This window comes from Paenibacillus faecis (genome assembly GCF_008084145.1).
Lineage (GTDB): Bacteria > Bacillota > Bacilli > Paenibacillales > Paenibacillaceae > Fontibacillus > Fontibacillus faecis.
On the sequence record NZ_VSDO01000001.1, the window covers coordinates 1,137,840 to 1,163,673 of the forward strand.

General features: G+C 53.0%; 22 protein-coding genes. 7 read left to right on the forward strand and 15 right to left on the reverse strand.

Features of this window, described 5'->3' with window-relative positions:
* The first annotated feature begins 586 nt into the window (after positions 1-586).
* Entirely contained in the window at positions 587-1,042 is a 456-nt protein-coding gene (locus FRY98_RS05230; RefSeq protein ID WP_148450655.1) for a GNAT family N-acetyltransferase, read from the forward strand.
* A 4-nt stretch (positions 1,043-1,046) separates the two neighbouring features.
* Here FRY98_RS05230 and FRY98_RS05235 read toward each other — a convergent pair whose 3' ends face one another.
* The 9 genes from FRY98_RS05235 to FRY98_RS05275 form a co-directional block, all read right to left on the reverse strand.
* Positions 1,047-1,358, reverse strand: a complete 312-nt coding sequence (locus FRY98_RS05235; protein ID WP_148450656.1) for a hypothetical protein — start codon at positions 1,356-1,358, stop codon at positions 1,047-1,049.
* 198 nt (positions 1,359-1,556) lie between these two features.
* On the reverse strand, positions 1,557-2,516 hold the full coding sequence (locus tag FRY98_RS05240; RefSeq protein ID WP_148450657.1) for an ABC transporter permease: 960 nt from the start codon (positions 2,514-2,516) through the stop codon (positions 1,557-1,559).
* 1 nt (position 2,517) lies between these two features.
* Positions 2,518-3,591, reverse strand: coding sequence for an ABC transporter permease (locus FRY98_RS05245; RefSeq protein WP_148450658.1), 1,074 nt, complete (start codon positions 3,589-3,591; stop codon positions 2,518-2,520).
* Entirely contained in the window at positions 3,584-5,122 is a 1,539-nt protein-coding gene (locus FRY98_RS05250) for an ABC transporter ATP-binding protein (protein ID WP_148450659.1), read from the reverse strand. The genes FRY98_RS05245 and FRY98_RS05250 overlap by 8 nt, the downstream gene beginning before the upstream one ends.
* Before the next feature lie 122 nt (positions 5,123-5,244).
* Positions 5,245-6,315 carry a BMP family lipoprotein gene (locus tag FRY98_RS05255; RefSeq protein WP_148450660.1) on the reverse strand — a complete coding sequence of 357 codons (1,071 nt, stop codon included), beginning with the start codon at positions 6,313-6,315 and terminating at the stop codon, positions 5,245-5,247.
* Between the two features lie 318 nt (positions 6,316-6,633).
* Positions 6,634-6,993 (reverse strand): 50S ribosomal protein L20, encoded by a 360-nt coding sequence (gene rplT, locus FRY98_RS05260; protein ID WP_148450661.1) that lies wholly within the window; start codon positions 6,991-6,993, stop codon positions 6,634-6,636.
* A gap of 33 nt (positions 6,994-7,026) precedes the next feature.
* Entirely contained in the window at positions 7,027-7,227 is a 201-nt protein-coding gene (gene rpmI / locus FRY98_RS05265) for a 50S ribosomal protein L35 (RefSeq protein ID WP_044477582.1), read from the reverse strand.
* Positions 7,228-7,288: 61 nt separating this feature from the next.
* Complete coding sequence (gene infC / locus FRY98_RS05270; protein ID WP_148450662.1) at positions 7,289-7,783, reverse strand: translation initiation factor IF-3; 495 nt, start codon at positions 7,781-7,783, stop codon at positions 7,289-7,291.
* A gap of 756 nt (positions 7,784-8,539) precedes the next feature.
* A complete protein-coding gene (locus FRY98_RS05275; RefSeq protein WP_148450663.1) occupies positions 8,540-9,778 on the reverse strand; it encodes a glycosyltransferase family 2 protein in 1,239 nt (412 codons plus the stop codon).
* 561 nt (positions 9,779-10,339) lie between these two features.
* Here FRY98_RS05275 and FRY98_RS05280 point away from each other — a divergent pair.
* A complete protein-coding gene (locus tag FRY98_RS05280) occupies positions 10,340-10,867 on the forward strand; it encodes a phosphatase PAP2 family protein (RefSeq protein ID WP_148450664.1) in 528 nt (175 codons plus the stop codon).
* A 51-nt stretch (positions 10,868-10,918) separates the two neighbouring features.
* Positions 10,919-12,058 (forward strand): MGDG synthase family glycosyltransferase, encoded by a 1,140-nt coding sequence (locus FRY98_RS05285; protein WP_148450665.1) that lies wholly within the window; start codon positions 10,919-10,921, stop codon positions 12,056-12,058.
* Between the two features lie 68 nt (positions 12,059-12,126).
* Here the strand turns inward: FRY98_RS05285 and trmB are convergent, their stop codons facing one another.
* Complete coding sequence (gene trmB / locus FRY98_RS05290) at positions 12,127-12,834, reverse strand: tRNA (guanosine(46)-N7)-methyltransferase TrmB (RefSeq protein WP_148450666.1); 708 nt, start codon at positions 12,832-12,834, stop codon at positions 12,127-12,129.
* Positions 12,835-13,220: 386 nt separating this feature from the next.
* Here trmB and mnmL point away from each other — a divergent pair, with 386 nt between their 5' ends.
* Genes mnmL through FRY98_RS05310 form a run of 4 tightly spaced genes read left to right on the forward strand, consistent with a single transcriptional unit; the run spans position 13,221 to position 16,115 of the window.
* Positions 13,221-14,168, forward strand: a complete 948-nt coding sequence (mnmL, locus tag FRY98_RS05295; RefSeq protein WP_148451193.1) for a tRNA modification radical SAM protein MnmL/YtqA — start codon at positions 13,221-13,223, stop codon at positions 14,166-14,168.
* A 2-nt stretch (positions 14,169-14,170) separates the two neighbouring features.
* Complete coding sequence (mnmM, locus tag FRY98_RS05300; protein WP_148450667.1) at positions 14,171-14,761, forward strand: tRNA 5-(aminomethyl)-2-thiouridylate-methyltransferase MnmM; 591 nt, start codon at positions 14,171-14,173, stop codon at positions 14,759-14,761.
* A 10-nt stretch (positions 14,762-14,771) separates the two neighbouring features.
* Positions 14,772-15,167 carry a VOC family protein gene (locus FRY98_RS05305; protein WP_148450668.1) on the forward strand — a complete coding sequence of 132 codons (396 nt, stop codon included), beginning with the start codon at positions 14,772-14,774 and terminating at the stop codon, positions 15,165-15,167.
* Positions 15,168-15,182: 15 nt separating this feature from the next.
* A complete protein-coding gene (locus tag FRY98_RS05310) occupies positions 15,183-16,115 on the forward strand; it encodes an alpha/beta hydrolase (protein ID WP_148450669.1) in 933 nt (310 codons plus the stop codon).
* Between the two features lie 631 nt (positions 16,116-16,746).
* Here FRY98_RS05310 and FRY98_RS05315 read toward each other — a convergent pair.
* The 5 genes from FRY98_RS05315 to FRY98_RS05330 form a co-directional block, all read right to left on the reverse strand.
* Positions 16,747-16,989 carry a hypothetical protein gene (locus FRY98_RS05315; RefSeq protein ID WP_148450670.1) on the reverse strand — a complete coding sequence of 81 codons (243 nt, stop codon included), beginning with the start codon at positions 16,987-16,989 and terminating at the stop codon, positions 16,747-16,749.
* A 134-nt stretch (positions 16,990-17,123) separates the two neighbouring features.
* Positions 17,124-22,640: a HAMP domain-containing protein gene (locus FRY98_RS05320; protein ID WP_148450671.1), complete on the reverse strand. Its 5,517-nt coding sequence runs from the start codon at positions 22,638-22,640 to the stop codon at positions 17,124-17,126.
* A 187-nt stretch (positions 22,641-22,827) separates the two neighbouring features.
* Entirely contained in the window at positions 22,828-22,956 is a 129-nt protein-coding gene (locus tag FRY98_RS28645; protein ID WP_225039453.1) for a sporulation protein YjcZ, read from the reverse strand.
* Between the two features lie 105 nt (positions 22,957-23,061).
* The gene (locus tag FRY98_RS05325) at positions 23,062-25,017 is read right to left on the reverse strand and encodes an FtsX-like permease family protein (protein WP_148450672.1); all 1,956 of its coding nucleotides are present in this window, start codon (positions 25,015-25,017) and stop codon (positions 23,062-23,064) included.
* On the reverse strand, positions 24,992-25,762 hold the full coding sequence (locus FRY98_RS05330; protein WP_148450673.1) for an ABC transporter ATP-binding protein: 771 nt from the start codon (positions 25,760-25,762) through the stop codon (positions 24,992-24,994). The genes FRY98_RS05325 and FRY98_RS05330 overlap by 26 nt, the downstream gene beginning before the upstream one ends.
* Positions 25,763-25,834 lie beyond the last annotated feature (72 nt).

Consider the following 25,834-nt stretch of genomic DNA (forward strand, 5'->3'; position numbering starts at 1 on the left):
GTCCGCCGGAATAGTCTCCTATTCCGAGGGACGAAAGGTTTAGCTTCCGTGGTACCACCCATGTTCACCCGGTTCTTCGCAGTACCGGACCTTGACGAGTACAGGCCCAATAAACCCATACCCGCGGTCTTTAACGCAGACCTGACGATTTCCCCTAATACGCCGTTCGCAAGCTTTACCTAGGATCGCTTGCAGCTTTTCAGGGAAACAGCTCCGAGGTGAGCTCGCATTTAAGGGAATAATGCAGGATGGTCTCAGCAAATCCATCCATTCTCTGAGCAAAGAGCCCTTAAACCTTCGTCCTCATCATCGCCGATTGCCGATTGAAGTAATCGTTAAAATGTTTAGGAACATTATATGATTAGTTTACATCCCGAGTCAATACCCATTTGGAGCCAGTTTTTTAATGACCCCTGGCGTCGGTGGCGGACAACGAATAACGTCCGGCTCTTGAGGTCGCTTGAAATCCGGTTGGTTTTACCGGAACGCTTTGCCCTCCTTACGTCATATGATAGAGTAAAGCGCCCAATTTTATTCGGGTTCGCGTCTTTCATTCACAAATACTTAGGAGGAGGTAAAAGAGCGGATGATACGCTACAGAAGGCCCAAACAGGATGATCCGGTCATTTTCGAATTAATCCATAAGGAGCTTGTCCCGTTTTCCAACCTGCCTCCGCAAGAATTAAACGCCGTACTGAAAGACCTGCCCAAGCGGCTGGCGAGAGGCGTGACGCTGGTAGTATCCCCCTGTTACGAATCCGATCCCGTAGCCTTCATCCACTTTATGGTGCACGGCGATCTTTTATATATCGATATGATGGCGGTATCTCCCGCGCACCGGCGCAAACGGCATGGGAAAGCGCTGCTGGCCCATGCCGAAAATTTCGCCGGTTCGCGCGGATGTTCCCGGGCCAAAGTCTTGGTGGACCGCGACAACACCCGGGCTCATCAGTTTTACCGGAAACTTGGATACCGTACGGTTCGCTTTATCCAGCCTTCGGCGTGCTTTGAGCTGGAGAAAAGACTGCTTGTTCGGCGCTAGCCGTTTACCAAAAATAAGGGTTTACACCGTAAGGATATCCGTAAGGTCCCGCCCCGTACGGGCCCGGTCCGTATGGGCCGTAACCTCCATATCCGCCGTAGTTATAAGGGGACGCTCCGATGGCGAGCAAATCGAACAAAACCAGCGGGATAATCGCTTTGGTTTTGACTTTTTTTCCGGAGTTTTGCGTCACGATCAAACGGTTGCCGCTGATTTTGACCAGCTTGCCCGTTACGATTCCACCGTCCTTTTTATAGGCGATAATCGACTTGCCGAGCCACTTTTCGGCGTCCTTTCTTGTTACCTTTTTGCTCATGGTAACCCTCCTCCAGTGTGGGATCCCTAGCCATAATTCCGGCTATTCGTCTTCACACCACTATATTCGGCCCGCCTTGTTTCCGCCTGCGCCATCGCCTTCTCCACCATAAGAAATAGGCCCGTTAACAAAAAAAGCGCGGGCCGTAGGAGAGAAATCCCCCTACCGGCTCGCACTTTTTCGTTATTCTTTCAAGTTCTATCGTTTGGACGGATCGTAAGGTGTCCCCAATGCCGCCGGCGCCGAAGAACGGCCCACCGCACTCACCAGGACGATGATCGTCAGCACGTATGGAATCATGAAAATAAATTCCTGCGGAATGCTTCTGGACCATTCGAACAACTGCACATAGTTGCGGATCGCTTGCGAGAATCCGAAAAACATGGCGGCCCCCAAAGCGCCGACCGGATTCCACTTCCCGAAAATCATCGCGGCGATCGCGATAAAGCCTTGGCCCGAGATCGTGTTATGCGCAAACGTACTTGTCGTGGTGAGCGTGATCGTCGCGCCCCCGATCCCCGCCAACGCACCGCTGATCATAACGCCGATATAGCGCATCCGCGAGACGTTTACCCCTAGCGTATCCGCTGCTCCAGGATATTCGCCGACGGAGCGCAGGCGAAGGCCGAATGGCGTTTTGAACAGCAAATAGTAGGCGATACCGACTAGGATAAGCGCCAGATAGGTCGTCGGATACGAGTTAAAAAAACCTTCCCCGATAATCGGAATGTCCCTAAGCACCGGGATCGCTTTTTTCTCGAACACGTCAATAAGCGGGGTTTCGGCCGAGCCGTTAAAAATCAGCTTGACGATGTAAACCGTTAATCCGGCCGCCAAAAAGTTGATGACGACCCCGCTGATCGTTTGATCGGCTTTAAACGTAATGGTCGCGACCGCGTGAATGAGGGATCCAAGAATCCCCACTACGACTGCGGCGATTACACCGACCCAAGGGGCCATACCGCCGAGTCCGGCTTCCTGGGCATAATAAGTGCCTACGCCTGCCGCGAACGCCCCGAAAATCATCAAGCCCTCCAGGCCGATGTTTACTACGCCCGACCGTTCCGAGAAAATACCTCCGAGCGCGGCGAATATGAGCGCTGTTGAAAATACAAGGGTTGAATTCAACAACTGGCCAAGCAGCGTAAGAATGTCCATATTACAACACCTTCTCTTTCTTGCGCTTGAGGTAGAATGGTTTCAACACAAACCTTACAATCCCCTGGGCCGCGATGAAGAAAATGATCGAGCCGATAATGATCTTGATCAATTCCGGCGGAACCCCCGCGGCAAAGCTCATGCCGGCGGAACCATAGGTAAGCACGCCGTAAAGCGAACCTGCCAGGACAACCCCGAACGGATGATTCATCCCCAATAGCGCAACGGCTATGCCGTCAAAACCGTAGCCCGGGGATGCCGCGAACACGGATTGATAATGGAATACCCCAAGCACCTCAAAAGTTCCGGCCAAACCGGCAAACACACCGCTGATGAACATCGCCTTTACGACATTCCGGCCCACATTCATCCCGGCATAATCCGCTGCGTTCGCATTGAAGCCGACCGCACGCATTTCATAACCTTGTTTGGTTTTCCACAAATAAACATAGAAGAACACAGCCGCCAGCAGGGCTATGACCGTTCCCCAGTGAACGCGCGCATTGTTGAAAATGCCTCCCAAAAATGTCATAGCCGCCGAAGCGCCGATATCTTCGGAGCGATTCTGACCTTTCATCAGGAAGAAATGGCGAATCACGTAATTGGAAAGATATAAAGCCGTCCAGTTCAGCATAATCGTCGTGATGACCTCGTTAATGCCGCGCTTGGCCTTCAGATAACCGGCGATCGCCGCCCAAAGTCCGCCCGCGATCCCGCCGGCAATGACGGCCAGCGGCACGACGATATTAGAGGATACGCCCGTCATTAAGAGGGATACGGAGGTGGCGGTCGTCATCCCGATCAAAACCTGCCCGTCCGCACCGATATTAAACATCCCGGAGCGAAACGCAAAGGCGACCGCAAGACCGGTAAAGATCAGCGGAGTAATTTGACGAATCGTCTCCCCGAAATCATACGGATTACCCACAACGCGCTGAATCAATGCGCTGTAGGCCACCAGGGGATTGTAACCGCCGAGAAGCATGACTACCGCGCCGACCAGCAGGCCGAGCAAAATGGCCACAAGCGGAACGATCAGGCTGTCCAGCGAAAATATTTTGCGCAATTTATCCATGCGATTGACCTCCCTGTTCCATGAAACCGGCCATCATCAGTCCGAGCTCCTGATCGTTCGTGTCCTGCGGACGCACCTCACCGACAATTCTGCCTTCGTAAATAACGGCGATGCGATCCGATACATTCATAATTTCATCAAGCTCGAAAGAAATTAGCAGTACGGCTTTCCCTTTGTCCCGCTGTTCGATCAATTGCCGGTGAACGAACTCGATCGCGCCCACGTCCAGTCCACGGGTCGGTTGAGCGGCGATCAGCAGATCCGGGTTCTTGTCTATTTCCCGAGCAATAATCGCTTTCTGCTGATTCCCCCCCGACAGAGAACGAGCTTTCGTATAAATGCTGGGGGTTCGCACATCGAACTGCTCCACCAGCTCTTCGGCATGGCGGTCTACTGTCTTCTGATCGATAAATCCGCTTTTGCTGTACGGATGCTTATAGTACGTTTCGAGCACCATGTTCTCGCTGATGGAGAAATCGAGCACCAGTCCGTGCTTGTGCCGGTCCTCCGGGATATGGGACAACCCGCTTTCGATTATTTTGCGTACGGGCAGATTAGCGATTTCCTTGCCCGATAACTTGATGGAACCGGAGTTGATTTTGCGGAGCCCCGTAATCGCTTCGATCAATTCCGTTTGTCCGTTACCGTCCACCCCGGCGATCCCGACGATTTCTCCGGCTCTCACCTGCAGGTTCAGACCGTTCAACACCGGAATTCCGTCCTTGTTTTGCATCTTGACCTCGTTCAACTGCAGAACAGGTTCTCCGGCAGCCGGCTCCTGTTTGTCAATTTGGAACGTAACATCCCGTCCCACCATCTTGGCGGCCAATTCGTTCGGGTTCGTGTTGTTCGTGTCGACCGTATCGATGACTTTTCCCCGGCGAATAATCGTCACCCTGTCGGAGATCTCCATGATTTCCTTCAGTTTGTGCGTGATGAGAATGATCGATTTGCCTTCCTCAACCAGCCTTTTCATAATCGCCATTAACTCTACAATTTCTTGCGGCGTAAGTACCGCTGTCGGTTCGTCAAATATAAGAATATCCGCGCCGCGAAACAAGGTCTTCATAATTTCGACCCGTTGCTGCATGCCAACCGAGATATCCTGAATTTTGGCATTCGGATCGACCTGAAGACCGTATTGTTCCGACAATTTCGCCACTTGGGCGGACGCCGATTTATAGTCGATATTCAATCCCTTTTTCGGTTCCATCCCGAGAATAATGTTCTCGGTGACCGTAAAAGGCTGTACGAGCTTAAAGTGCTGATGCACCATGCCGATGCCCAGTTTGATCGCTTTGTTCGGGTTATCGATCGTGACCTGCTTCCCATTGATCTCGATCGTGCCGTGATCGGGTTGGTAGAGCCCGAACAGGATGTTCATTAACGTGGATTTGCCCGCCCCGTTTTCGCCAAGCAGCGCATGGATTTCACCTTTACGCAAGGTCAGGCTGATTGAATCATTGGCTACAACACCGGGAAAAGATTTTGTGATTTGCTTCAACTCGACTACGGTAGCCGCAGTGCTCATGAAATCACCCTCACCATCATGGGATTTACGCAAACAACAAGGCCAGCTAAGATAACACTGGCCTTGCCTGCTTGTACATATTAAACTATCGGCCGTATTGCAGCTTCCGTTACAGAGCTTGATTACTCTGCGGGAACCGTAATTTCGCCGCTGATGATCTTTTGCTTGTATTCTTCGACTTTGTCGAGAATTTCCTGGCTCACATTTTTCTTGGAAGTCTCAGGCAGACCTACGCCGTCATCTTTCAGAGTCAGATTAGTTACCGTACCGCCCTTGAAAGTTCCGTCGATGACTTGTTGAGTTACGTTCTTAACCGCAACGTCCACCCGTTTGATCATGGAAGTCAAAGTAACGTCGTCGCCGAATTCCAGCGATTGGTCCTTGTCAACGCCGATAACCCAAACTTTGGTGCCGCCAGCGTTATTGCGAGCTTTCGCTTCGTTAAATACGCCGTTACCGGTTTGTCCGGCCGCCGGGAAGATAATGTCTGCGCCGTCGTTATAGAGCTGGCTCGCCAGCGATTTCCCTACATCCGGTTTGTCATATGCGCCGGCGTAAGTAGGGATTACTTCCGCGTTAGGGTTAACTGCCTTTACACCCGCTTGGAAGCCGACTTCAAAGCGTTTGATTACCGGACTTTCGGCCCCGCCGATAAACCCGACTTTGTTAGTTTTTGTCGTCATCCCTGCGACTACGCCGACCAGAAAGGCCCCTTCGTTTTCGGCAAACGTAATGGATTCCACGTTAGGAGCATCAACCACGCTGTCGATGATCGCCAGGTTCGCGTTTGGATTCGCGTCCGCCACTTGTTTCAAAGCGTCGCCAAGGTCAAAGCCGATTGCCCATGTCAGATTATAACCGCCTTGCACGAACTGGTTCAAGTTAGGAATGTAGTCCGCGCTGCTGTTACTTTGCAGGTATTTGTGTTGAATCCCTTGCTCTTTGCTCAGCGCCTCAAGAGCTTCCCAAGACGATTGGTTGAAAGACTTGTCGTTTACGCCGCCAATGTCCGTAACAAGACCTACCTTGATATCGGCCCCTTTCTTCGCCTCATCGCTCGTTTGGGTATTGCCGGCTCCCGTATTCGACGCTGCGCCGTTGCCGCCCGCGTTCTCCTTTTTGTTGCCGCATCCCGCCAGAATCATCATCAGCGCGAGGACCATGACTAAAGAAAATTTGAAGGCTCTGTTCATTGACGTTAAATCCCCCTTATGATTTTTAACCTTGTCTAGGCTTCATGTACAGACCGATTATACCTTTAAATTAGTGTAAAATCCATACTTTTAATGACCGAAGGTTAAATAAGTTTCGCCTTTTTGTGAAATGAAGCGCTTACCTTTGCCATAACTGCCACAGAACGTTCGCTATGTGTAAATATCAAAGATTACCGGCCTCGGTCAGGCCGTTTTTATCTATGTATAGCTTTTCCCCAAATGCTGTTTCTTAACACAAAACGGCCGTCGTCTCCGGTAATTTCTCAACCAGTTACGACGGCCGTCTCAACATCTTAATTAGGCGTTGATTTTCTCTTTGGCCACACTAGCCAACGAGTTAAATGCATTGATATCGTTAACAGCCAGGTCCGCAAGCATCTTGCGGTTGATGTTCACTTCAGCCAGCTTCAAACCGTGCATCAATTTGCTATAGGACAATCCGTTCATGCGGGCAGCGGCGTTGATCCGCACGATCCACAGTCTGCGGAAGTCGCGTTTTTTCGTGCGACGGTCGCGGTATGCGTAAAGCAAGGATTTCATCACTTGCTCGTTAGCGGTTTTGAAGATGCGGTGTTTCGAACCAAAATAACCTTTAGCCAGTTTCAATACTTTTTTATGACGACGACGAACGACGAATCCGCCTTTTACTCTTGCCATATTAATAAACCTCCCAATAAGTTGTGTTAAAAATTACTTCAAGTTTGCAAGTTGTTGCTTCAAACGGCTAACGTCACCGGAATAAGCCACAGGGCTGTTTGCCAATACACGTTTAGCGCGTTTGGACTTATGGGACAGCAAGTGATTGCGGTTCGCTTTGTAACGTCTTACTTTACCGGATCCGGTAATTTTGAAGCGGTCCTTCAGACTGCTGTGGGTTTTCATTTTAGGCATTGTACTTCCCCCTCAAAGTTTGTGAGCTGCGCGGCTCACCGGTCAAGCCCGGGATTCGCGCTTAGTTTTTAGGTGCCAAAATCATGATCATGCTGCGGCCTTCCAATTTCGGATGGCGCTCAATCGTGGAAAGTTCCGCAACCTCGTCTTTGACGCGATCGAGAATTTTCTTACCGATGTCAGCATGGGTAATTTCACGTCCGCGGAAACGGACCGAACATTTTACCTTGTCTCCATCTTTTAAAAATTTGATCACATTGCGAAGCTTCGTCTGGAAGTCGTGTTCTTCGATATTCGCACGGAACCATACTTCCTTGATGTCCACTATCTTCTGATTCTTACGGGCTTCCTTCTCTTTCTTCTGTTGCTCGTAACGGAATTTGCCATAGTCCATGATCCGGCATACCGGAGGCTTGGCCGTCGGCGCCACGTTAACCAGATCCAGATTCAGGTCGATGGCCATTTGAAGTGCCTCGCGGATCGGTTTGATACCGATCTGTTCCCCGTTGGCTCCCACCAAACGTACCTCTTTGGCCCGTATCTCATCGTTGATCAAATGTTCCTTACTGATAATTCTCCACCTCCAAATAATTCTATTGTCCCTTTAATGAGGGTTATGGCTCAAAATAAAAAGGGATGCAGGTCCACGCCCGCATCCCAAATTGATCGTCAATTCTTCATGAATAAGTCTATTCATAAATCATTGGATCAAAACCAGCCAACACGATCGTTGGACAGGTGAGAAGCCATGGCCTCTGCTTGCAATCCAAAACAGTTATTGCAACACACTTGAATACTTTAACATATTCCTCAAATCATTGTCAAGCGATATAAAGCCGGATTTTGAGCACCGGAAGGGCCGGTTGAATTCAAGATTCGACGCCGACTTGACTTCGCAAGTAACCACTTCGTGATCAAAAGCCGGATTTTGAGCTACCCATTCAATAAAAAGCTCAAAATCCGGTTTTTCAGCACCGAGAAGCTTGGATGAAACCGGACCTGAGGAGCGGAGCGTAGGAGGAGCCTACGTGAGCACCGGAAGGGCCGGTTGAATTCAAGATTCGATGCCGACTTGACTTCGCAAGTAACCACTTCGTGATCAAAAGCCGGATTTTGAGCTACCCATTCAATAAAAAGCTCAAAATCCGGTTTTTCAGCACCGAGAAGCTTGGATGAAACCGGACCTGAGGAGCGGAGCGTAGGAGAAGCCTACGTGAGCACCGGAAGGGCCGGTTGAATTCAAGATTCGACGCCGACTTGACTTCGCAAGAATCACTTCGTGATCAAAAGCCGGATTTTGAGCTACCTTAGATTAGCCTTGTTTGCTTTGTACTTCTTCTAGGCGTACCACCCGCGTATGCTGCGTATGGCTCCACTGCTTGTTGTTCTGCGTAAAGAAAGCGTAAAACGTGATCGGCCACCACGATACCAAGTAAATCGGGAACAGCACCAGGTAGGCGTATACTTTCTTCGATTTGACCTTCTCCAGAATCATCGCCGTCAGGAAGATAAACACGTTGGCCCCGATCGCTACAAAAGAGAGCCATAACGGAAGATGGGCATACAGCGTTTCGAAATTTGGACCGCCGAACAGCGATTGGTCCGCCCAGATAAACGCGGTCAGCAGGAAGGTCAGGAGCACGATGTAGACGTTAACCCCATACAAGGCCATATCCAGTTTGACCAAATTCCGTTCCTTGATGCTCTTCCAGAGAAGCGGAAAGAAATACCGGCGAGCCACCGTGAAATGCCCCTGCATCCAGCGCAGGCGCTGACGCGCGGAAGCTTTGAATGTGAGCGGCTTTTCGTCAAAAAGTTTCGCGTCGTAGTTAAACACCGGATAAATCCCGCGTTCCACGCAGCGCATCGTAAATTCCAAATCCTCAACCAGACTGGTGGCTCCCCATCCGATTTCTTTCAAGAGCTCGGTTTCGAAGCACATCCCCGTCCCTCCGAGGAAGTTAGCCATTTTCAAATTATGGCGGGACAGCTGCCACAACCGGTTGCAGTACCAATAGGAAATCCCGTAGGAAGCCGTAATCCAAGAGTCCTCAGGGTTTTTCGTGTCGATGTAGCCTTGAATGACCCGTGCTCCGGAACAGAGATCGTTATTCATCTCATTCAGGAAGTCCGGATGCGCCAAGTTATCGGCGTCAAACATCACGACCGCGTCATACTGCCTCGGCATTTTCCACAGCTGCTTCAGCATCCATTCGATGGCGTATCCCTTACCGCGAAGGTTGGGATTCGTACGAACGCAGGCGTTCATGCCGTGGCTTCTGACAATGTCGGCGGTCCCGTCCGTGCAGTTGTCGCAGATGACAAATACATCGTACAGTTCCTTCGGGTAATTCAGTTCTTTCAGGTTTTCCATCAAAGCGCCGACGACCTTTTCCTCGTTATGCGCCGCCACGAGAACGGCAAAGGATTTCGCCGGAGCAAAGGTTTTCTTGTTCTTTTTCTTGTACAAACCAAACAGCGCCAGACCGAACTGGTACACCCCTACCACCGCAAGCACAACCTGCAGCGATATCATAATGGCGTCCAACATTGATCTCTGTACCCCCTTTTAACTCCTTTAAATTTTCATGTCTTTTTTCTCTAAATCTGGTACGGAGTTTTTCATGACCCTTATTGCTTTTCTTTTTTGAAAATCTAAAATCTTTTCAACGCTTTTTCGATTTTCCATGACTTTGCACCATTTGTCAAACCGGTGTAAGACCTGATGGCCGCAAAATCCGGCAGTAGTGACTCTATATTCCCTCAAGACACCGTCGCTTCCCGCATTCGGTGCGTTTTGTTCTTATTTTCATCCGTTTTTGCGGTTTTTATTTCTTTAGTCCCCCCTTTTTCTCATATGTAAACGTTTATATAAAAAAAGGCAGCTAATATACAAACGAAAAAAGCAAAGAAAAGTTTACTCAATAACTCATTTTTCTTTAAACTTTTTTGCTATCATTTGAATCAACGGCACAGCTTCGTTCACATTAATTTAAAAAAAGGGTATATTAACACAAAACGTCGCCTGTCCATAAAGAGCGAGGATTATGTAAAATATGTAGCAAACAACTTGACCGGTTTCTTGCAGCAAACCATGCGCGGAGGGATCTTTATGACTCGATTGCTTCAAAAACTGATACGACTGGACCAGAAACTGTTCGTGGGAATCAACGGACGGCTGCACCGAAGTTTTCTGAATTTCTGGCTGTACTATCTGACCCACCTGGGCGGAGCCACCTTTACGATCCTGGCCACCTTGCTGATCTGGCTGGCAGCCCCGGAACCTTGGAACAAAACGGGACTTCAGGCGGGTGTCGCCTTGGCCATCAGTCACCTCCCGGTCGCTCTTGCCAAAAAAACATACCCGCGTGTCCGTCCCTACCTGACCCTCCCGGGGACGAACACCTTTCGGAATCCGCTGACGGACCACTCTTTTCCTTCCGGCCATACGACCGCCATATTTTCGGTAACCATGCCGTTTATCGCGGCGATGCCGGCGCTTGCGTTCGTTCTCGGGCCCGTGGCTTTAATCGTGGCCATATCGCGCATTTATCTGGGGCTGCACTATCCTTCCGACGTGCTTGCGGGGGCCGTCATCGGGACTTCCGTAGCCCTCGGGACGGTTGCATTATGGACGTAAAGGGGATATTGTAGTTGGTAGAAAAACCTTGCAGGAAAAGGTGAAACTAAAGTGCAAAAACAAAGGGTCTTGCTTTTGTCTGAGGGGTTTGGAGCCGGTCACACCCAGGCGGCATATGCGCTCTCGAGCAGTTTACGAAAAGTAGCGCCGCATGTGCAGACCAGAGTACTGGAACTGGGAAGCTTTTTAAATCCTAGAGTGGCGCCAATCATCATTACCGCCTATAAGAAAACGGTGTCCACCCAGCCGCGGCTCGTCCGCATGATGTACCGCAGCAATTATAAGAAATCCTTAAACCGATTAACGACGCTTGCCTTACATCGGATATTTTATACGCGTACAATTCAGATTATCCGTCAATTGCATCCGGATGTGATTGTGTGTACCCATCCCATTCCCAGCGCGATCATATCGCGGATCAAGCGCCTTGAACTGCTGGATGTGCCGCTCTGCACCGTCATTACTGATTATGACGCCCACGGAACCTGGGTCAGCCGGGAAGTGAACAGCTACCTCGTCTCCACCGATCAGGTCAAGCAAAAGCTGCTGGAACGGGGCGTGGAAGAGGAGAAAATAAGAATCACAGGCATCCCGGTTCATCCGAATTTTTGGGAACGCCATCGGAAAGAGGATATCCGGAGCCAATTCAACCTGAAAAATATGCCCACCGTGCTCGTTATGGGCGGTGGCTGGGGTTTTATGAAGGATGAAGCGGTCAACTCCCTGTTGGCCTCGTATCGTGAGCAGATTCAGATCATCTTCTGCTTCGGCAGCAATACGAAATCTCTGGAGAAGATGAAGAAGGACCCGCGCTTTATTCATCCGCATATCCATCTGCTAGGCTTTACAAGGGAGATCGACAAGCTGATGGAGGTCTCCGACCTGCTGATCACGAAACCGGGAGGCATGACCTGCACGGAAGGATTAGCCAAAGGAATTCCGATGCTGTTTCACAAGCCCCTTCCCGGTCAGGAGGAAGAAAATTCGCAGTACTTCGCCTCCCAAGGCTGGGGTACCCCGATCGGCTCGCTCGACGACATCACCGCCTGGATCAAACGGCTCACCAACAACTATGAAGAAGTGGTCCGTACCCGTGAGGAAGTGCTCGACCATATCGCCAGCTATTATCCGTTGCAAAGCGCACAAGCTATCATGGACCTGATCGAGGACAAAAAGGTTTTGGCGGAATAATCAATCAACATCATGCAGAAAAGCAAAAGGCCTCCGGAATTTCCGGAGGCCTTCTTTGCGGACGGCGATTAAAACTCGTCCATTTTATGTGCGTGATAACGTTCTAGAGCCGCTTCCCCTATCTTGACTTCGCAGCGGTAGATCGGCATCCCTTGTCCCACAAACTTGCTTTCGTACTCGGTCATCACGTGCTCCTCATTGATCCCTTCCCCGTGCAGGTTAAGCGATATGTTGCTCAACTGCAGCCCGCAAGCCGCAAAGGCATTAAGCGAAAACTGAAACAGCTCCCGGGAATCGGTTTTAAAGTGGATTTCCCCGTCCTCATTCAATAAGGAGCGGTATTTGTCCAGGAAGCGCGGATGGGTCAGCCTACGCCGAGCATGCTTTTTCTTCGGCCACGGGTCGCTGAAATTCAAATAAATACGCGAGACCTCGCCCGGTGCAAAAAATTCTTCAATCGACTCTATGTTGCCGAGAGCCAGTCTGACATTGTGCGGATTGGCCCCGCTTTCGCCGCTCCAAATGTTGCGCACCTTTTCGCTGGCCCTGCGGATCAATTCATCATACATATCCATGCCCACAAAGTTGCAGTCCGGATGCTTGAAGCTCATCCCGCTGACAAATTGGCCTTTGCCCATACCCAATTCAATATGGAGAGGCCTGTCATCGCCGAACAACTGCGACCATTTTCCTTTATGCTCCCGGGGATTTAGAACTACCAGATCCTGCTGCTGCTCCAGATTCTCCCGGATTCCCTTTCTGCCGCGTAAACGCATCTCATTCCTCCGCCTTTATGTTTTGCCATAGCTTTATAACCATTACTGAAATATTGTGCCGAAGATCAATCTAAAAGTAAAGGGATTATGACGAAGCACTGCAAAAAAATGAAAAAGGAATCCGGCACCGCCGGGGAGACGGTTCGCGAATTCCTTCTTCGATATATTTTGGAATTGGGGTCCAAACGTAGTTTAGGTACAATTAAAATAACATAATCTGTAATTCATCGCAAGAAAACAAGGCGGGCCGGATGCCTTTTTTTCATGATTTTTGATACAATGAGTGCTAGGGAAGCCGCTAAATTCAAGGATTTTGGGCATTTAACGGCATAAAACATATTTTTTTGACAACGTTATGACTTTATAGGATTAAAGGAGCAAAGATGATTAACACCCCATTAACGCCCCCCATGCTTTGGGGCGACAAACGATTTCATACCTGGAACACCGAGATGCGCAAACAGTTCGGGGAAAAGGTCTTTAAAGTCATGCTGGATGCCGGATTCACTTGTCCGAACCGGGACGGTTCGATCGCCAAAGGCGGATGCACGTTCTGCAGCGCACGGGGATCGGGCGACTTTGCGGGAAGCCGGCGAGACGACCTGGTGACCCAATTCAACAAAATTCGGGACCGCCAGCATTTGAAGTGGCCGAACGCGAAATATATCGGCTATTTCCAGGCCTATACGAACACGTACGCCCCCGTCGAGGAGCTGAGGGAATATTACGAAGCGATTCTGGAGCAGCCGGGGGTTGTAGGCTTGTCGATCGCGACGCGCCCCGACTGTCTTCCCGATGATGTGGTCGATTATTTGGCCGAGTTGAACGAACGGACCTATCTTTGGGTGGAAATGGGCCTGCAAACGGTGCATGAATCCACGTCCGAACTGATTAACCGCGCGCACGATACGCAATGCTATCTGGAGGCCGTGGAGAAGCTCCGCAGGCGCAATATCCGGGTCTGCACCCACATTATTTACGGGCTGCCGCAGGAAACGCACGAAATGATGCTTGAGACCGGACGCGCCGTGGCGAATATGGATGTGCAAGGCATCAAAATTCACCTGCTTCATCTGATGCGCAAAACCCCGATGGTCAAACAGTATGAAGCCGGGTTGCTGCGCTTTTTGGAAAAGGACGAGTATATCAAGCTTATCGTCGATACGCTCGAATTCTTGCCTCCCGAGATGATCGTGCACCGCCTTACCGGCGATGCCCCGCGCGATTTGCTGATCGGGCCGATGTGGAGCCTTAACAAGTGGGAAGTCCTGAACGGAATCGACGATGAACTGAAACGCCGGGACACCTGGCAGGGAAAATACTGGAGGGGATAGTCATGGGATTTCTCTCGGTGCTGAGTTTTGCGCATAAACTCGTCGGCGAGCGGCTGCAGCCCGGCGACGCCGCCGTGGACGCCACGGCCGGAACGGGGGCGGATACGCTGTTTCTCGCCAGGGTCTGCGGCCCGCGCGGGCGGATATTCGCCTTCGATATCCAGGCCGAGGCCCTGGCCCTGACGCAAGCCAGGCTGCTCAAGGAAGAGCCGGCCTTGCTTCCGGCGGTGACCTTGCTCCAGCAAAGTCACGCGGAGATGGCCCAGGCGCTGCCCGGCGATATTTGCGGCAAGCTGGGCGCCGTCATGTTCAACTTGGGCTTTCTGCCCGCCGCGGGGGCGGATCCGTCCCTCATTACCCAGACGAGCAGCACTTTGCATGCTCTGGATGCGGCACTCCGGCTGCTGCGGCCGCGAGGCATTCTGACCGCCGTGTTATATCCGGGACATGCGGGAGGCGATGAGGAAGCGGCGGCGGTGGAATCCTGGGCGGCCGCCCTGCCGCAGGCGGCGGCGCAAGCGATCGTGTACCGGCAGCCGCAGAAGCCGGCCGCTCCGTATTTGATCGCCGTCGAAAAAAAACAACAACAATAGGGGGATTCCGATGTCAGTAAAAAAAATCGAGCATGTTGGGATTCGGGTTACGGCCCTGGAAGATTCCATTGAATTTTACGTCCGCGTGATCGGCCTCAGGCACCTGCATACTGTCGGCGAGGTCGGAGAAGCGCTGAGGCTGGCCTTTCTGACCTTTCCGGGGCAGGAATCGGTGGAGTTGGAGCTGATTTATGTCCGTGACGGGGAAGAGCTTCCACGGGAAGGCAGAGTCCATCATATCGCCTTTACGGTGGCGAACATCGAAGAGGAATACGCCCGGATTTCACGCCTCGGCTTGTCCGGGCTGGACCCGGAAATCCGCTCTCTGCCTAACGGCAGCCGGTTCTTCTTTTTCAACGGGCCGGACGGGGAACGAATCGAGTTTTTTGAGCCATCACTCCATTAAAGGAAGTGCTACCCAATGCAACAGCAAACCTTTACCTTCGGCAATGACGCGGGGCATCAGGTGTTCGTCTACCTTTGGACCCCTGCCCCCTCCGTTCGCCTCCGGGGCGTGCTGCAGATCGCTCACGGCATGAGCGAGACGGCGGAACGGTACCGTCGGTTTGCCGAGGCGCTGACCCAAGCGGGCTTTGCCGTGTACGCCAACGACCACAGGGGACACGGGCGGACGGCGGCGAACCCGGGGCAGCTCGGCTGGCCGGGACCCGACGGCCTGAACGGAATGGTCCGGGATATGATCGAGGTCGGCAGAGGCGCCAGGAACGATCATCCCGATCTTCCCCTGTTTCTGATGGGGCACAGCATGGGCTCTTTTTTGACGCAAAAGACGATGTACACCGCCCCGGAACTTTACAGCGGCTTCATCCTCTCGGGAACCAACGGGCCGCGGGGAATGCTCTCCTTCGGCCAGCAACTGGCCCGGTGGCAGGCGGTCTTCCAGGGACAGGAGCACCCGAGTCTGCTGCTCAACGCGCTCTCGTTCGGTAGCTTTAATCGCGCTTTCCTGCCGATGCGCACGCCATTCGATTGGCTTTCCCGCGACCAGCGGGAGGTCGACCGGTTCATCGAAAATCCGCTCTGCGGATTTATCTGCAGCGCCGGATTCTTCCAAGGACTGTTCGGATTGCTTCGCGAGATTCATCGGCCGGAGCTCATGCGGAAAATCCCCAGGGACAAACCCGTATACGTGTTCGGAGGCGACCGCGATCCGGTCGGCTTGAACGGAAAAGGCGTCGGCCGTCTTATCGCCCTGTACAAGAAACTGGGGATCGAAGATCTCGAAGTCAAATTGTACCCGGAAGGCCGGCATGAAATGCTTAACGAAATCAACCGGGACGAGGTGACCGCGGATGCGCTCGCTTGGCTTGAAAGGCACTTGCCTTCGGCATAATTTAGCCGGCTCGGCTTGACTCGTCAATCGACCGGTTTCGCCACCACAGCGGCGACAAATGGCGACAAATAACGGATGAACTTTCCCTGTTGTTTGTCGCTTTGTTTTGTTTGTGCGCGATGGCGATCCGACCGGATTGTAGTCACCTAATCCCGACTGACAGGGGGCACCAGGAAGCGGCGCGGCGAGTTGGATCTAACCCCCCGCAAGCCACCCACCGCATAGCGGCCATTTGGGGCGCTATTTGCGCCCGATTCGTCTCCCGGGGCAAAATAGCGGCCAAAAAGGGCCTTATTACTCTGATGCGGGCCCCAAAATCAGGTTTTGACCCGCTTTTCTAAAAAATAAGGGCCCAAAAGTCCGCTATTTCATACCGATGAGCCAAATTCGACAAAATAGCGCCTCTAAAGACGCTTATTCCTCGGTACTTTAAAGTGGAGCTGGCCGCTGACAAATTTCTGCGTGATTCAATGGCATATGCCACGCCAACGCATACGCCATGCCAGGGCACACGCCAACGCATACGCCGTGTAAACGCGTACGGCATGCCGACGTATACGCCACGCTGGAGAAATCATGCGGCCGGATTCAGCGCCAACGATTGCAGTAGCGTACCCCCTTACCCTTTAAATCATCCCCCACTTGCTTCCAACCCGCTAGTAAGGCGCTCGCTCCAACCGTCCCACTCAACAACACACGTAAATTCCTGCAAATCTGCAGGTTTTTTTCCCGATTTGAACCCCATTTCATAAATACCTGCAAATCTGCAGGCATTTTGGGCAGCAAACGCCCGTTTCTCAGAATCGTCCGGAAATTCCTGCATTTTTGCATCCTTTTGCTTTTTGTTAAAGAGAATGAGCGGAAATTCCTGCACTTTTGCATCTTTTTTTGTTTGCCCGGGCTAAATCCACACTTAAAAAAGCTGCCCCGTTCGTCTTCACAAGACAAACGGGACAGCCGTACTCACGAGCCAACCTCTTCCTCTTCCTCTTCCTCTTCCTCTTCCCCTTACTCCCCTTCCGCATCCTCCGGTGCGGCGTTGCCTTCTTCCTCCTGAGGCTGGTCCAGCCAGCTCCGGATCATCGAAAGCAGTTGAGCGCTGTTCACCGGCTTCGTGATGTAGTCGGATGCCCCGGCTTCCAGGCAGGCCTCCCGGTCCCCGCTCATCGCCTTGGCCGTCAGCGCGATAATCGGCAGATCCCGGAACTCCGGCTTTTGCCGGATGGCCCGTGTCGTTTCGTAGCCGTCCATGATCGGCATCATAATATCCATCAGCACGATTTCGATCGAAGGGGTATTCTCCAGAATCTGAATGGCCTCCTGCCCGTTCTCGGCCGGAATCACCTTCATATTGTGCCGTTCCAGAATCGTGGTCAGCGCAAAAATATTCCGGATATCGTCATCGACGACAAGAACCTGCTTCGACTTGATCATCTCGTCCGATTCATGCAGCTTCACCAGCGTTTGCCGCGATTCGTCCGGCAGATTCTCCGCCTTCCGGTGCAGGTACAAGCTGGTTTCGTCCATCATCTGCACCGGAGTCTTGACCTCCTTGATCACGGAGGACTTCATCAGATCCTCGAGCTGGTTTTCCTGCTCCGGCGTCCACTTCCGCTGCCGGTTCAGGATGATCGGCACGGCTTTGTTCTGCATATTTTTGTGAATATCGTAAATCAAGCCGAACACATCCGTGCCGCCCAGGTCGTTGTCGATCAAGATGACGTCGAACCTCTTCGCTTTCAACTGATTTAGCGCCTTGCGGCCGGTGTCGCAAGCTACAATTTCAAGGTCGTTGTTATCCAGCAGCTCCACCGATTCCTTCCGGCGCGCCTCGTCGCTCATGACGATCAACAGCCGGTGGGTGTCCCGGTTTGAGAACTCCCGCAGTTGATCCAGCTTCGACTCCAGCTCTTCATTGGAAACCGGTTTGCGGATGTATTCGTAGACGCCTTTCTGCCGCAGCTCGATCTCATCGTCCTCTACCGTAATAACGCAAATCGGGATATGCCGTACGCTGAGATCGTTTTTCAACTGGTCGATGATGAGCCAGCCATCCATATCCTTCAACCGCAAATCCAGCGTGATGGCATCCGGCCGATACTTCTGGGCAAGCTCCAAAGCCCCGGTTCCCCGGGTGGTGATAATTCCCTTGATCCCTTTTTTATGCAGCACATCGAGAAGAATTTCGTTAAACTTCACATCATCTTCCACGATCAAAAATACGGAATCCCCCGGCTGAATCGAATCCCGGTCATCCCGGATCACCCGTTCTTCCTTCGTCACGCCGGACCGCTTCGGTTCTCGCGGCGAGACGTCGATGACTTCCGGGACATAACGCGCGGCCGAAGCGGGCTCCGAGACCGTCTCGGCGTCTTCCTCGGGCTCATGGCCCGGAATGTCCGTATACAGCGGCAGATACAAGTTAAAGACACTGCCTTTGTTCACGACGCTGTACAGCGTAATTTCTCCGCCGAGCAGGGTCGCGATCTCCCGGGAGATCGCGAGACCCAGGCCGGTTCCTCCGTATTCCCGGCTCGTGCTGCCGTCGGCCTGCTGAAACGCCTCGAAAATAATCGCCTGTTTGTCGACAGGGATACCGATCCCCGTATCGCTGACGGAGAAGCAAATGACTTCCTTCGCCCGGTTCAGTTTCTCGTTTCCGGCGCTCCAACCGTCCTCGGCTTTGCGGACGTGCAGTAAAACCTGGCCTTTCTCCGTAAATTTGAACGCGTTGGAGAGCAAGTTCTTCAGCACTTGCTGCAGCCGTTTCGGATCGGTCACCAGGCTTTCCGGAAGATTCCGGTCCAGCTTGACCGCGAAGTCCAGCTGCTTCTGTTCCGCCATATGGAGGAAGGTTCGCTCCAGGCTTCCTTTGATTTCCTTCAGCTTAATCTCGTTGTAATCCGCGGTCACCGTGCCCGACTCGATCTTCGACAGGTCGAGAATGTCATTGATGAGCTCCAGCAGCTCCGTCCCCGCGTCCTGGATCGTCTGGGCGAATTTCACTTGGGAATCCGTCAGATTCCGGTCGGGATTTTCCGCCAGTTGCTCGGCCAGGAGAAGAAGGGAGTTCAGCGGCGTGCGCAGTTCATGGGACATATTGGCCAAAAATTCGGATTTATAGCGGGATGTTAAGGCCAACTGCTCCGCCTTCTCCTCCAGCACGCGTTTCGCGATTTCGACCTCGTTGTTTTTGCTTTCGACCTCGGCTTTCTGCAGTACGAGCAGCCGGGCTTTTTCCTCCAGCTCCTCGTTCGTTTTCTGCAGTTCCAACTGCTGGTTCTGCAGTTCCTCCGTCAAGGATTGGGATTGCATAAGCAGTTCTTCGGTCCGGCGGTTCGCCTGCATCGTGTTGATCACGATGCCGATCGATTCCGTCAACTGGTCAAGGAAGTCGAGGTCGATCGCGGTAAACCGGCGGAAACTGGCAAGCTCCAGGACCGCAAGCACCTGATCCTCAAAAATGATCGGGAGCAGCACGATATTCAACGGAGCCGCCTCGCCGAGACCCGACGAGATCACGACGTAATCCTCGGGCACATTCGTCAGCAGGATGCGCTGCTTCTCGATCAGGCATTGGCCGACAAGCCCTTCGCCCGCCTTGAATTGATTGGACAAATGCTTCCGCTGCTGGTAAGCGTAGCTGGCGAACAGCACCAAGGTCGGCTCGCCGCCGATCTGCTCGTTGATGTACATCACTCCATGCTGCATGGAAACAAGCGGAGCCAGCTCCGACAAAATCATGCGGGAGACCGCGTACAAATCACGCTGGCCCTGCAGCAGACGGGAGAACTTGGCCAAATTCGTCTTGAGCCAATCCTGCTCGGTGTTGATCCGGGTCGTCTCTTTGAGATTACGGATCATTTCATTTACGTTATCCTTCAATACGGCCACTTCGCCGGCCGCGGCGACATCGATGCTGCGGGACAAATCTCCCTTTGTCACCGCGGTGGCGACGGTGGTGATGGCGCGGACCTGCGAGGTCAGCGTGCTCGCCATGTAGTTAACGTTATCCGTCAGATCCCGCCACGTCCCGGCCGCTCCCGGAACGTTCGCCTGGCCGCCGAGCTTGCCTTCCGCTCCCACCTCGCGGGCCACCGTGGTGACCTGATCGGCGAAAGTCGCCAGCGTATCGATCATGTTGTTGATCGTGTCCGTCAATTCCGCGATTTCACCCTTCGCTTCCACCGTCAGCTTCTTCTCCAGATTGCCGTTCGCCACCGCCGTGACGACCTTCGCGATGCCGCGGACCTGATCCGTCAGGTTGGCGGCCATAATATTCACGTTGTCGGTCAGATCCTTCCATATCCCGCCGACGCCGTTAACCTGCGCTTGTCCGCCGAGCTTGCCGTCCGTGCCGACTTCGCGGGCCACCCGCGTCACTTCGGAGGCGAAGGAGTTCAGTTGATCCACCATCGTGTTGATCGTGTTCTTCAGTTCCAACAATTCGCCTTTGACATCGACGGTGATCTTCTTCGACAAGTCGCCATTCGCGACCGCCGTCGTGACACCGGCGATATTGCGCATCTGGATCGTCAGGTTGCTGGTCATCGTGTTTACGGTATCGGTTAGGTCTTTCCAGGTCCCGGACACATCCTTCACGTCCGCTTGGGCCCCGAGCTTGCCTTCCGTTCCCACCTCGCGGGCGACGCGCGTCACCTCGGAAGCGAACAGGCTGAGCTGATCCACCATCGTGTTCATGGTGTTCTTCAGCTCCAAGATCTCGCCTTTCGCATCGACGGTAATCTTCTTCGACAGATCGCCCTTCGCCACCGCGGTCGTAACCTCCGCGATGCCGCGCACCTGATCGGTCAAATTTCGCGCCATATTGTTGACGCCCTCGGTCAAATCCTTCCACGTGCCGCCTACGCCCTTCACCTCGGCCTGGCCGCCGAGCCGGCCTTCGGTCCCGACCTCCAGCGCCACGCGGGTCACTTCGGAGGCAAAGGTCGACAGTTGATCCACCATCGTGTTGATCGTATTTTTCAGCTCCAAAATTTCTCCCTGCACGTCGGCCGTGATCTTCTTCGACAGATCCCCGTTGGCGACCGCCGTCGTCACGACGGCGATGTTCCGTACCTGGTTCGTTAAATTGGAGGCCATGTAATTGACGCTTTCCGTCAAATCCCGCCACGTCCCGGCCACGCCGCGAACCTGGGCCTGTCCGCCGAGAATGCCGAGCGTTCCCACCTCGCGGGCCACCCGCGTGACCTCGGAAGCAAAGGTAGACAACTGATCCACCATGGTGTTGATCGTATTTTTCAGCTCCAGGATCTCGCCCTTCGCATTCACCGTAATATGCTTGGATAAGTCGCCTTTGGCGACGGCGGTCGTGACTTCCGCGATATTCCGTACCTGATTCGTCAAATTGGACGCCATATAATTGACGCTTTCCGTCAAATCCCGCCACGTCCCGGCCACCCCGGTCACCTCGGCCTGCCCGCCGAGAATCCCTTCGGTCCCGACCTCCAGCGCCACCCGCGTGACCTCGGAGGCAAAGGTGGACAACTGATCCACCATCGTGTTGATCGTGTTTTTCAGTTCCAGAATCTCGCCCTGAACGTTGGCCGTAATCTTCTTCGACAGGTCCCCGTTGGCCACGGCGGTCGTCACGACGGCGATGTTGCGCACCTGATCGGTCAGGTTCGAAGCCATGTCGTTGACGCTTTCCGTCAAATCCTTCCACGTTCCCGAGACGCCCTTCACTTCGGCCTGGCCGCCCAGCTTGCCCTCGGTTCCGACCTCCCGGGCCACCCGGGTCACCTCCGAAGCAAACATGGAGAGCTGGTCCACCATCGTGTTGATCGTATCCTTGAGCTCCAGAATTTCGCCCTTCGCGTTGACCGTAATCTGCTTCGTCAAATCGCCGTTGGCGACGGCGGTCGTCACCGCGGCGATATTGCGCACCTGGTCGGTCAGATTCGCGGCCATATTATTAACGCTGTCAGTCAAGTCTTTCCAAGTGCCCGAGACGCCTTTCACATCGGCCTGGCCGCCCAGCTTGCCCTCGGTACCGACCTCCCGGGCGACCCGGGTCACCTCCGAAGCGAACGTACCGAGCTGATTGACCATCATATTGATATTGTTGGCCATCCGCAAATACTCGCCGGTCAAAGGTCTGCCCTCGAATTCGACTTCGACTTTCTGGGTCAAATCCCCCTGGGCGACCGCGTTGATCACCCGGGCGACTTCCGTCGTGGGCTGGACAAGATCGCTGACCAGACCGTTCAACGACTCTACGATAACTTCCCAGCCGCCGCCGGTATTTTTATGTTGGAATCTTCGGGAAAGCTTGCCTTCCTTGCCGACGACCTGGGCGACCGTTCGAATTTCGCCCGCAAGGTTCTCCTGCATGTCCATAATTTCGTTAAAGGTGTCCGCCACTTTTCCGGCGATACCGGTTTTGTCGTAAGGCATCCGGAAGGTAAAGTCTCCCTTTTTCATCGCTACCAATGCATTCAGCAATTCGCCGGCGTCGATCCCGTCGCGGGGCGGCGGAGATTGCTGCTGATCCTGATTCGACATCCTCGATCCTCTCCCGACATCTTGTTTATAGACATATATATACAACCTATGACAAAATCTTAACCTTTAAATAGTTTACTACGCAAATCAACGCGCTGTCATTAACCGTAAAGACATCCGGCACAAAGACCCAGAAAAGAGGAAATCCCGCCATGCCTGACGGCAAAGCGGGATTATTCAACTTAGCTTATACTACGAAAGCTCTGGATACGATGACGAGCAGAATGAACAATACCAAAATCACACCGGTAGATGTCCAAATGCCCCCCGGATATCCGCCGCCGTATCCTCCAACATTACCGCCAACACCGCTCACATGGATTCCTCCTTTGGTTTAAAGTACACCCTATTCTATTCGGTATCCCGGCGCTTGACTGGGCCTTCCCTCCAAGTTGGGCACAGGCCCTGATTTTTCAAAAAACTAAACCATCACACGCTTGAGTTGAATCATGTACCGGGACCGGACCACCGCGTAATAGAGGGCTTGAGCCGCCAGGAAGGTACCGGTCGACACCAGCACGGGAACGGTGACTTCGCCTAAATTAAAGGCGCTGCCGAGCAGCGACAGAACCACCATCGTCTGGATGCCCGAAATCAGAATCGGCACAAAAAACAGCAGAGCGATCTGCAAACCGGACGCGAACTTCATTTCGCGGTCGGCCAGCCCGATTTTCGAAAGGGAATGATACATCCGGCGGTCCTGATTCAGTTCGCTGTACAGCTTGAAATACAGGAAACTGGCCGACGAGATGGAGAAAATGGCCGCGATAAACACGCCGACGAAAATGAACATGGACAACCCTTGTTTGGTGTTCGCGTACGAGTCTCCCCGGGCGGACAGATAGTTTTTCGTCTCTCCGTCATCCAATCTCTCCCTGTTCTCCGCCACCAAGCGGACCGTCATGGCGACCTCCGGATCCTGCAGGGAGGGTACGCCCTGGCGATCCCATGCCTTAATCAGGAAGCGGACGTCGGAAGAGAGCCACCCGCTCTCATCCTCAGGGATTTGCCGTTTTAATTTATCATAAGCCGCATCGTTCAGCACAATCAGCGATTTGCCGCCGCCTGCGCCAAAGAGCCGTGCCGGCCGTTTTTCCGAAATCTTAAACGTATGGGACAGCGGCGATTCCAGGGAGACGGTCTCCCCTTCCAGCCCCAATAAATCCTTCGGAGGATCGTCCGCCGAATACAGCAGCACGCCTTGATCTTGCGGAATTTCCTGATCCAGCGGGGCTGCGCCGGCTTTCTCGGCCAACTTGTTGTAATTCGTCAAGGAAGCCAGCTCTACGTACACCCAATTTCCGCCCGAAACAGAGGATTGAATCGTCTCCGTGCGAACCGTTTCATACGGGATGTCCTCTTTGTTCAGTTGACCTTCAATCCATCCCAGGTCTTTCTTCAGATCGGATTCGTTGTATACGCTAAGATTTATCGCAAAGGGATCGCCGGCGTACAATTTGGCAATCTGGGTATTGATCGATAAAATGACCCCGACGCTCATACAGGCCAAGGAAGTGGCGACGGTGACCATGAACAGCATCCTCGCGTTATCCTTGATTTTATACGCCATCTCCGAAACCCAGATGAGATTCGTGCCCCGCCATAGCATCCGTTTGCTTCGTTTAGCCACCTTAATCAGAAACACCGCAACTTGCGTGTAGAAAAAATAAGTCCCTCCGACTCCCGTCACCGCGGCGAGCATCACCTCCTTCTCGCCGATTTTGGATCCGCGCTGCAGCAGCATTACGGAAGCCGCAAGCAGGCCGACGCCCAACAATGCGAGCAGCCAGGAAGTTTTGGGCTCTTTTTTCGGTTTACTGCTTCCGCTCAGGAGCTCGAGCACCCGATTTTTACGTATAAATATCAGCGTAAACACCGATAAAAACAGAAACAGCAGCAGGAACGCCACCGTCGTAAAGATCATCGCTTTCCAGGGCATATAAAAGGGAAGGCCGTTCATCCCCGTCACGCTGGCGCCCAGCAGCAGAAACAGCTTGGACAACAGCATGCCGCTGGCAAGCCCGACAATAACGGACAACAAACCGATGATCATGTTCTCCAGAAAAATCAGCCGGTTAATCGTTCCCGAAGTCGCTCCCAGGATCGTCAAAATGCCGAATTCCTTGCTCCGCGCCTTCAAAAAGCTGCTGATCGAGTAAAGCACGAACAAAAAAGAGAAGACGAAAATGATATATTCGGCGACCTGCATGCCGACCCGCGTCATCCTCCCCATTTCCGAGCCGGTGATGCCGGGGTGGAAGATGAACATCGCGTATGTGAAAAAAATCATCACCATAAAGGCGCTGCTCAAAAAATAAGCGATATAGGCCCGCGCATTTCGCCCTACATTGTTAAACGCGAATTGAAGAAAGCTCATGGGCGTTCCCTCCCAAAAAGGACAACATTTCAATGATCTTCTGGAAGAAAGCCTGCCTGCTGTCCCCCCGGTGAATCTCGCTCGACAGCATGCCGTCCTTTATAAATACCACCCGGTCACAGTAGCTTGCGGCCAAAGGATCATGGCTCACCAGCATCATGGTCGTGCCCTCGCTCCGGTTGATGCCTTCAAGCAGCTCCATAACGGCCCGCGAGGCATTGGAATCGAGCGAGCCGGTCGGTTCGTCCGCGAGCAGCAGCGAGGGGCCGGGGATCATAGCCCGGGCGATCGCGGCCCGCTGCCGCTGGCCTCCGGAAATCTCATAAATTCTTTTGCCGAGAATATCCCGAATCCCCAGCTTGTCCGCGATTCTTTCCAGCTTCTTCTCCATCTCCCGGAGCGGCCTCCGGTCAAGCGTCAGCGGCAACACGATATTTTCCGCCACCGTCAACGTATCCAGCAGATTAAAATCCTGAAACACAAACCCCAGCTCCCTGCGCCGGAAGGCTGCGAGTTCTTTTCTTTTTAACGCAAACGGATTTTTGCCGTTGATCAGCACCTCTCCCGTACTGGGCGCGTCGATCGTCGAAACCAGATTCAGCAACGTGGTTTTTCCGCTGCCGGAGGGCCCCATAATTCCGACAAACTCCCCTTGTTCAATCGTCAAATGGATGTCGTGCAGGGCCCGCGTTACGATTTTGCCCGGATACACCTTGCCGAGGCCCCGTACTTGCAATAAATCCATAGTACTCTCTCCTTTCACTCACCCCCAACGCGTACGGGGGGCGGCATTTCATCTAGCCTTGTTTTTACTTTA

Excerpts from the sequence above, each read along its gene's own strand:
- FRY98_RS05230 (WP_148450655.1), top strand. The coding sequence starts at position 587 with ATGATACGCTACAGAAGGCCCAAACAGGATGATCCGGTCATTTTCGAA.
- FRY98_RS05235 (WP_148450656.1), bottom strand. The coding sequence starts at position 1,358 with ATGAGCAAAAAGGTAACAAGAAAGGACGCCGAAAAGTGGCTCGGCAAG.
- FRY98_RS05240 (WP_148450657.1), bottom strand. The coding sequence starts at position 2,516 with ATGGACATTCTTACGCTGCTTGGCCAGTTGTTGAATTCAACCCTTGTA.
- FRY98_RS05245 (WP_148450658.1), bottom strand. The coding sequence starts at position 3,591 with ATGGATAAATTGCGCAAAATATTTTCGCTGGACAGCCTGATCGTTCCG.
- FRY98_RS05250 (WP_148450659.1), bottom strand. The coding sequence starts at position 5,122 with ATGAGCACTGCGGCTACCGTAGTCGAGTTGAAGCAAATCACAAAATCT.
- FRY98_RS05255 (WP_148450660.1), bottom strand. The coding sequence starts at position 6,315 with ATGAACAGAGCCTTCAAATTTTCTTTAGTCATGGTCCTCGCGCTGATG.
- rplT (WP_148450661.1), bottom strand. The coding sequence starts at position 6,993 with ATGGCAAGAGTAAAAGGCGGATTCGTCGTTCGTCGTCGTCATAAAAAA.
- rpmI (WP_044477582.1), bottom strand. The coding sequence starts at position 7,227 with ATGCCTAAAATGAAAACCCACAGCAGTCTGAAGGACCGCTTCAAAATT.
- FRY98_RS05275 (WP_148450663.1), bottom strand. The coding sequence starts at position 9,778 with ATGTTGGACGCCATTATGATATCGCTGCAGGTTGTGCTTGCGGTGGTA.
- FRY98_RS05280 (WP_148450664.1), top strand. The coding sequence starts at position 10,340 with ATGACTCGATTGCTTCAAAAACTGATACGACTGGACCAGAAACTGTTC.
- trmB (WP_148450666.1), bottom strand. The coding sequence starts at position 12,834 with ATGCGTTTACGCGGCAGAAAGGGAATCCGGGAGAATCTGGAGCAGCAG.
- mnmM (WP_148450667.1), top strand. The coding sequence starts at position 14,171 with ATGGGATTTCTCTCGGTGCTGAGTTTTGCGCATAAACTCGTCGGCGAG.
- FRY98_RS05305 (WP_148450668.1), top strand. The coding sequence starts at position 14,772 with ATGTCAGTAAAAAAAATCGAGCATGTTGGGATTCGGGTTACGGCCCTG.
- FRY98_RS05310 (WP_148450669.1), top strand. The coding sequence starts at position 15,183 with ATGCAACAGCAAACCTTTACCTTCGGCAATGACGCGGGGCATCAGGTG.
- FRY98_RS05320 (WP_148450671.1), bottom strand. The coding sequence starts at position 22,640 with ATGTCGAATCAGGATCAGCAGCAATCTCCGCCGCCCCGCGACGGGATC.
- FRY98_RS05325 (WP_148450672.1), bottom strand. The coding sequence starts at position 25,017 with ATGAGCTTTCTTCAATTCGCGTTTAACAATGTAGGGCGAAATGCGCGG.
- FRY98_RS05330 (WP_148450673.1), bottom strand. The coding sequence starts at position 25,762 with ATGGATTTATTGCAAGTACGGGGCCTCGGCAAGGTGTATCCGGGCAAA.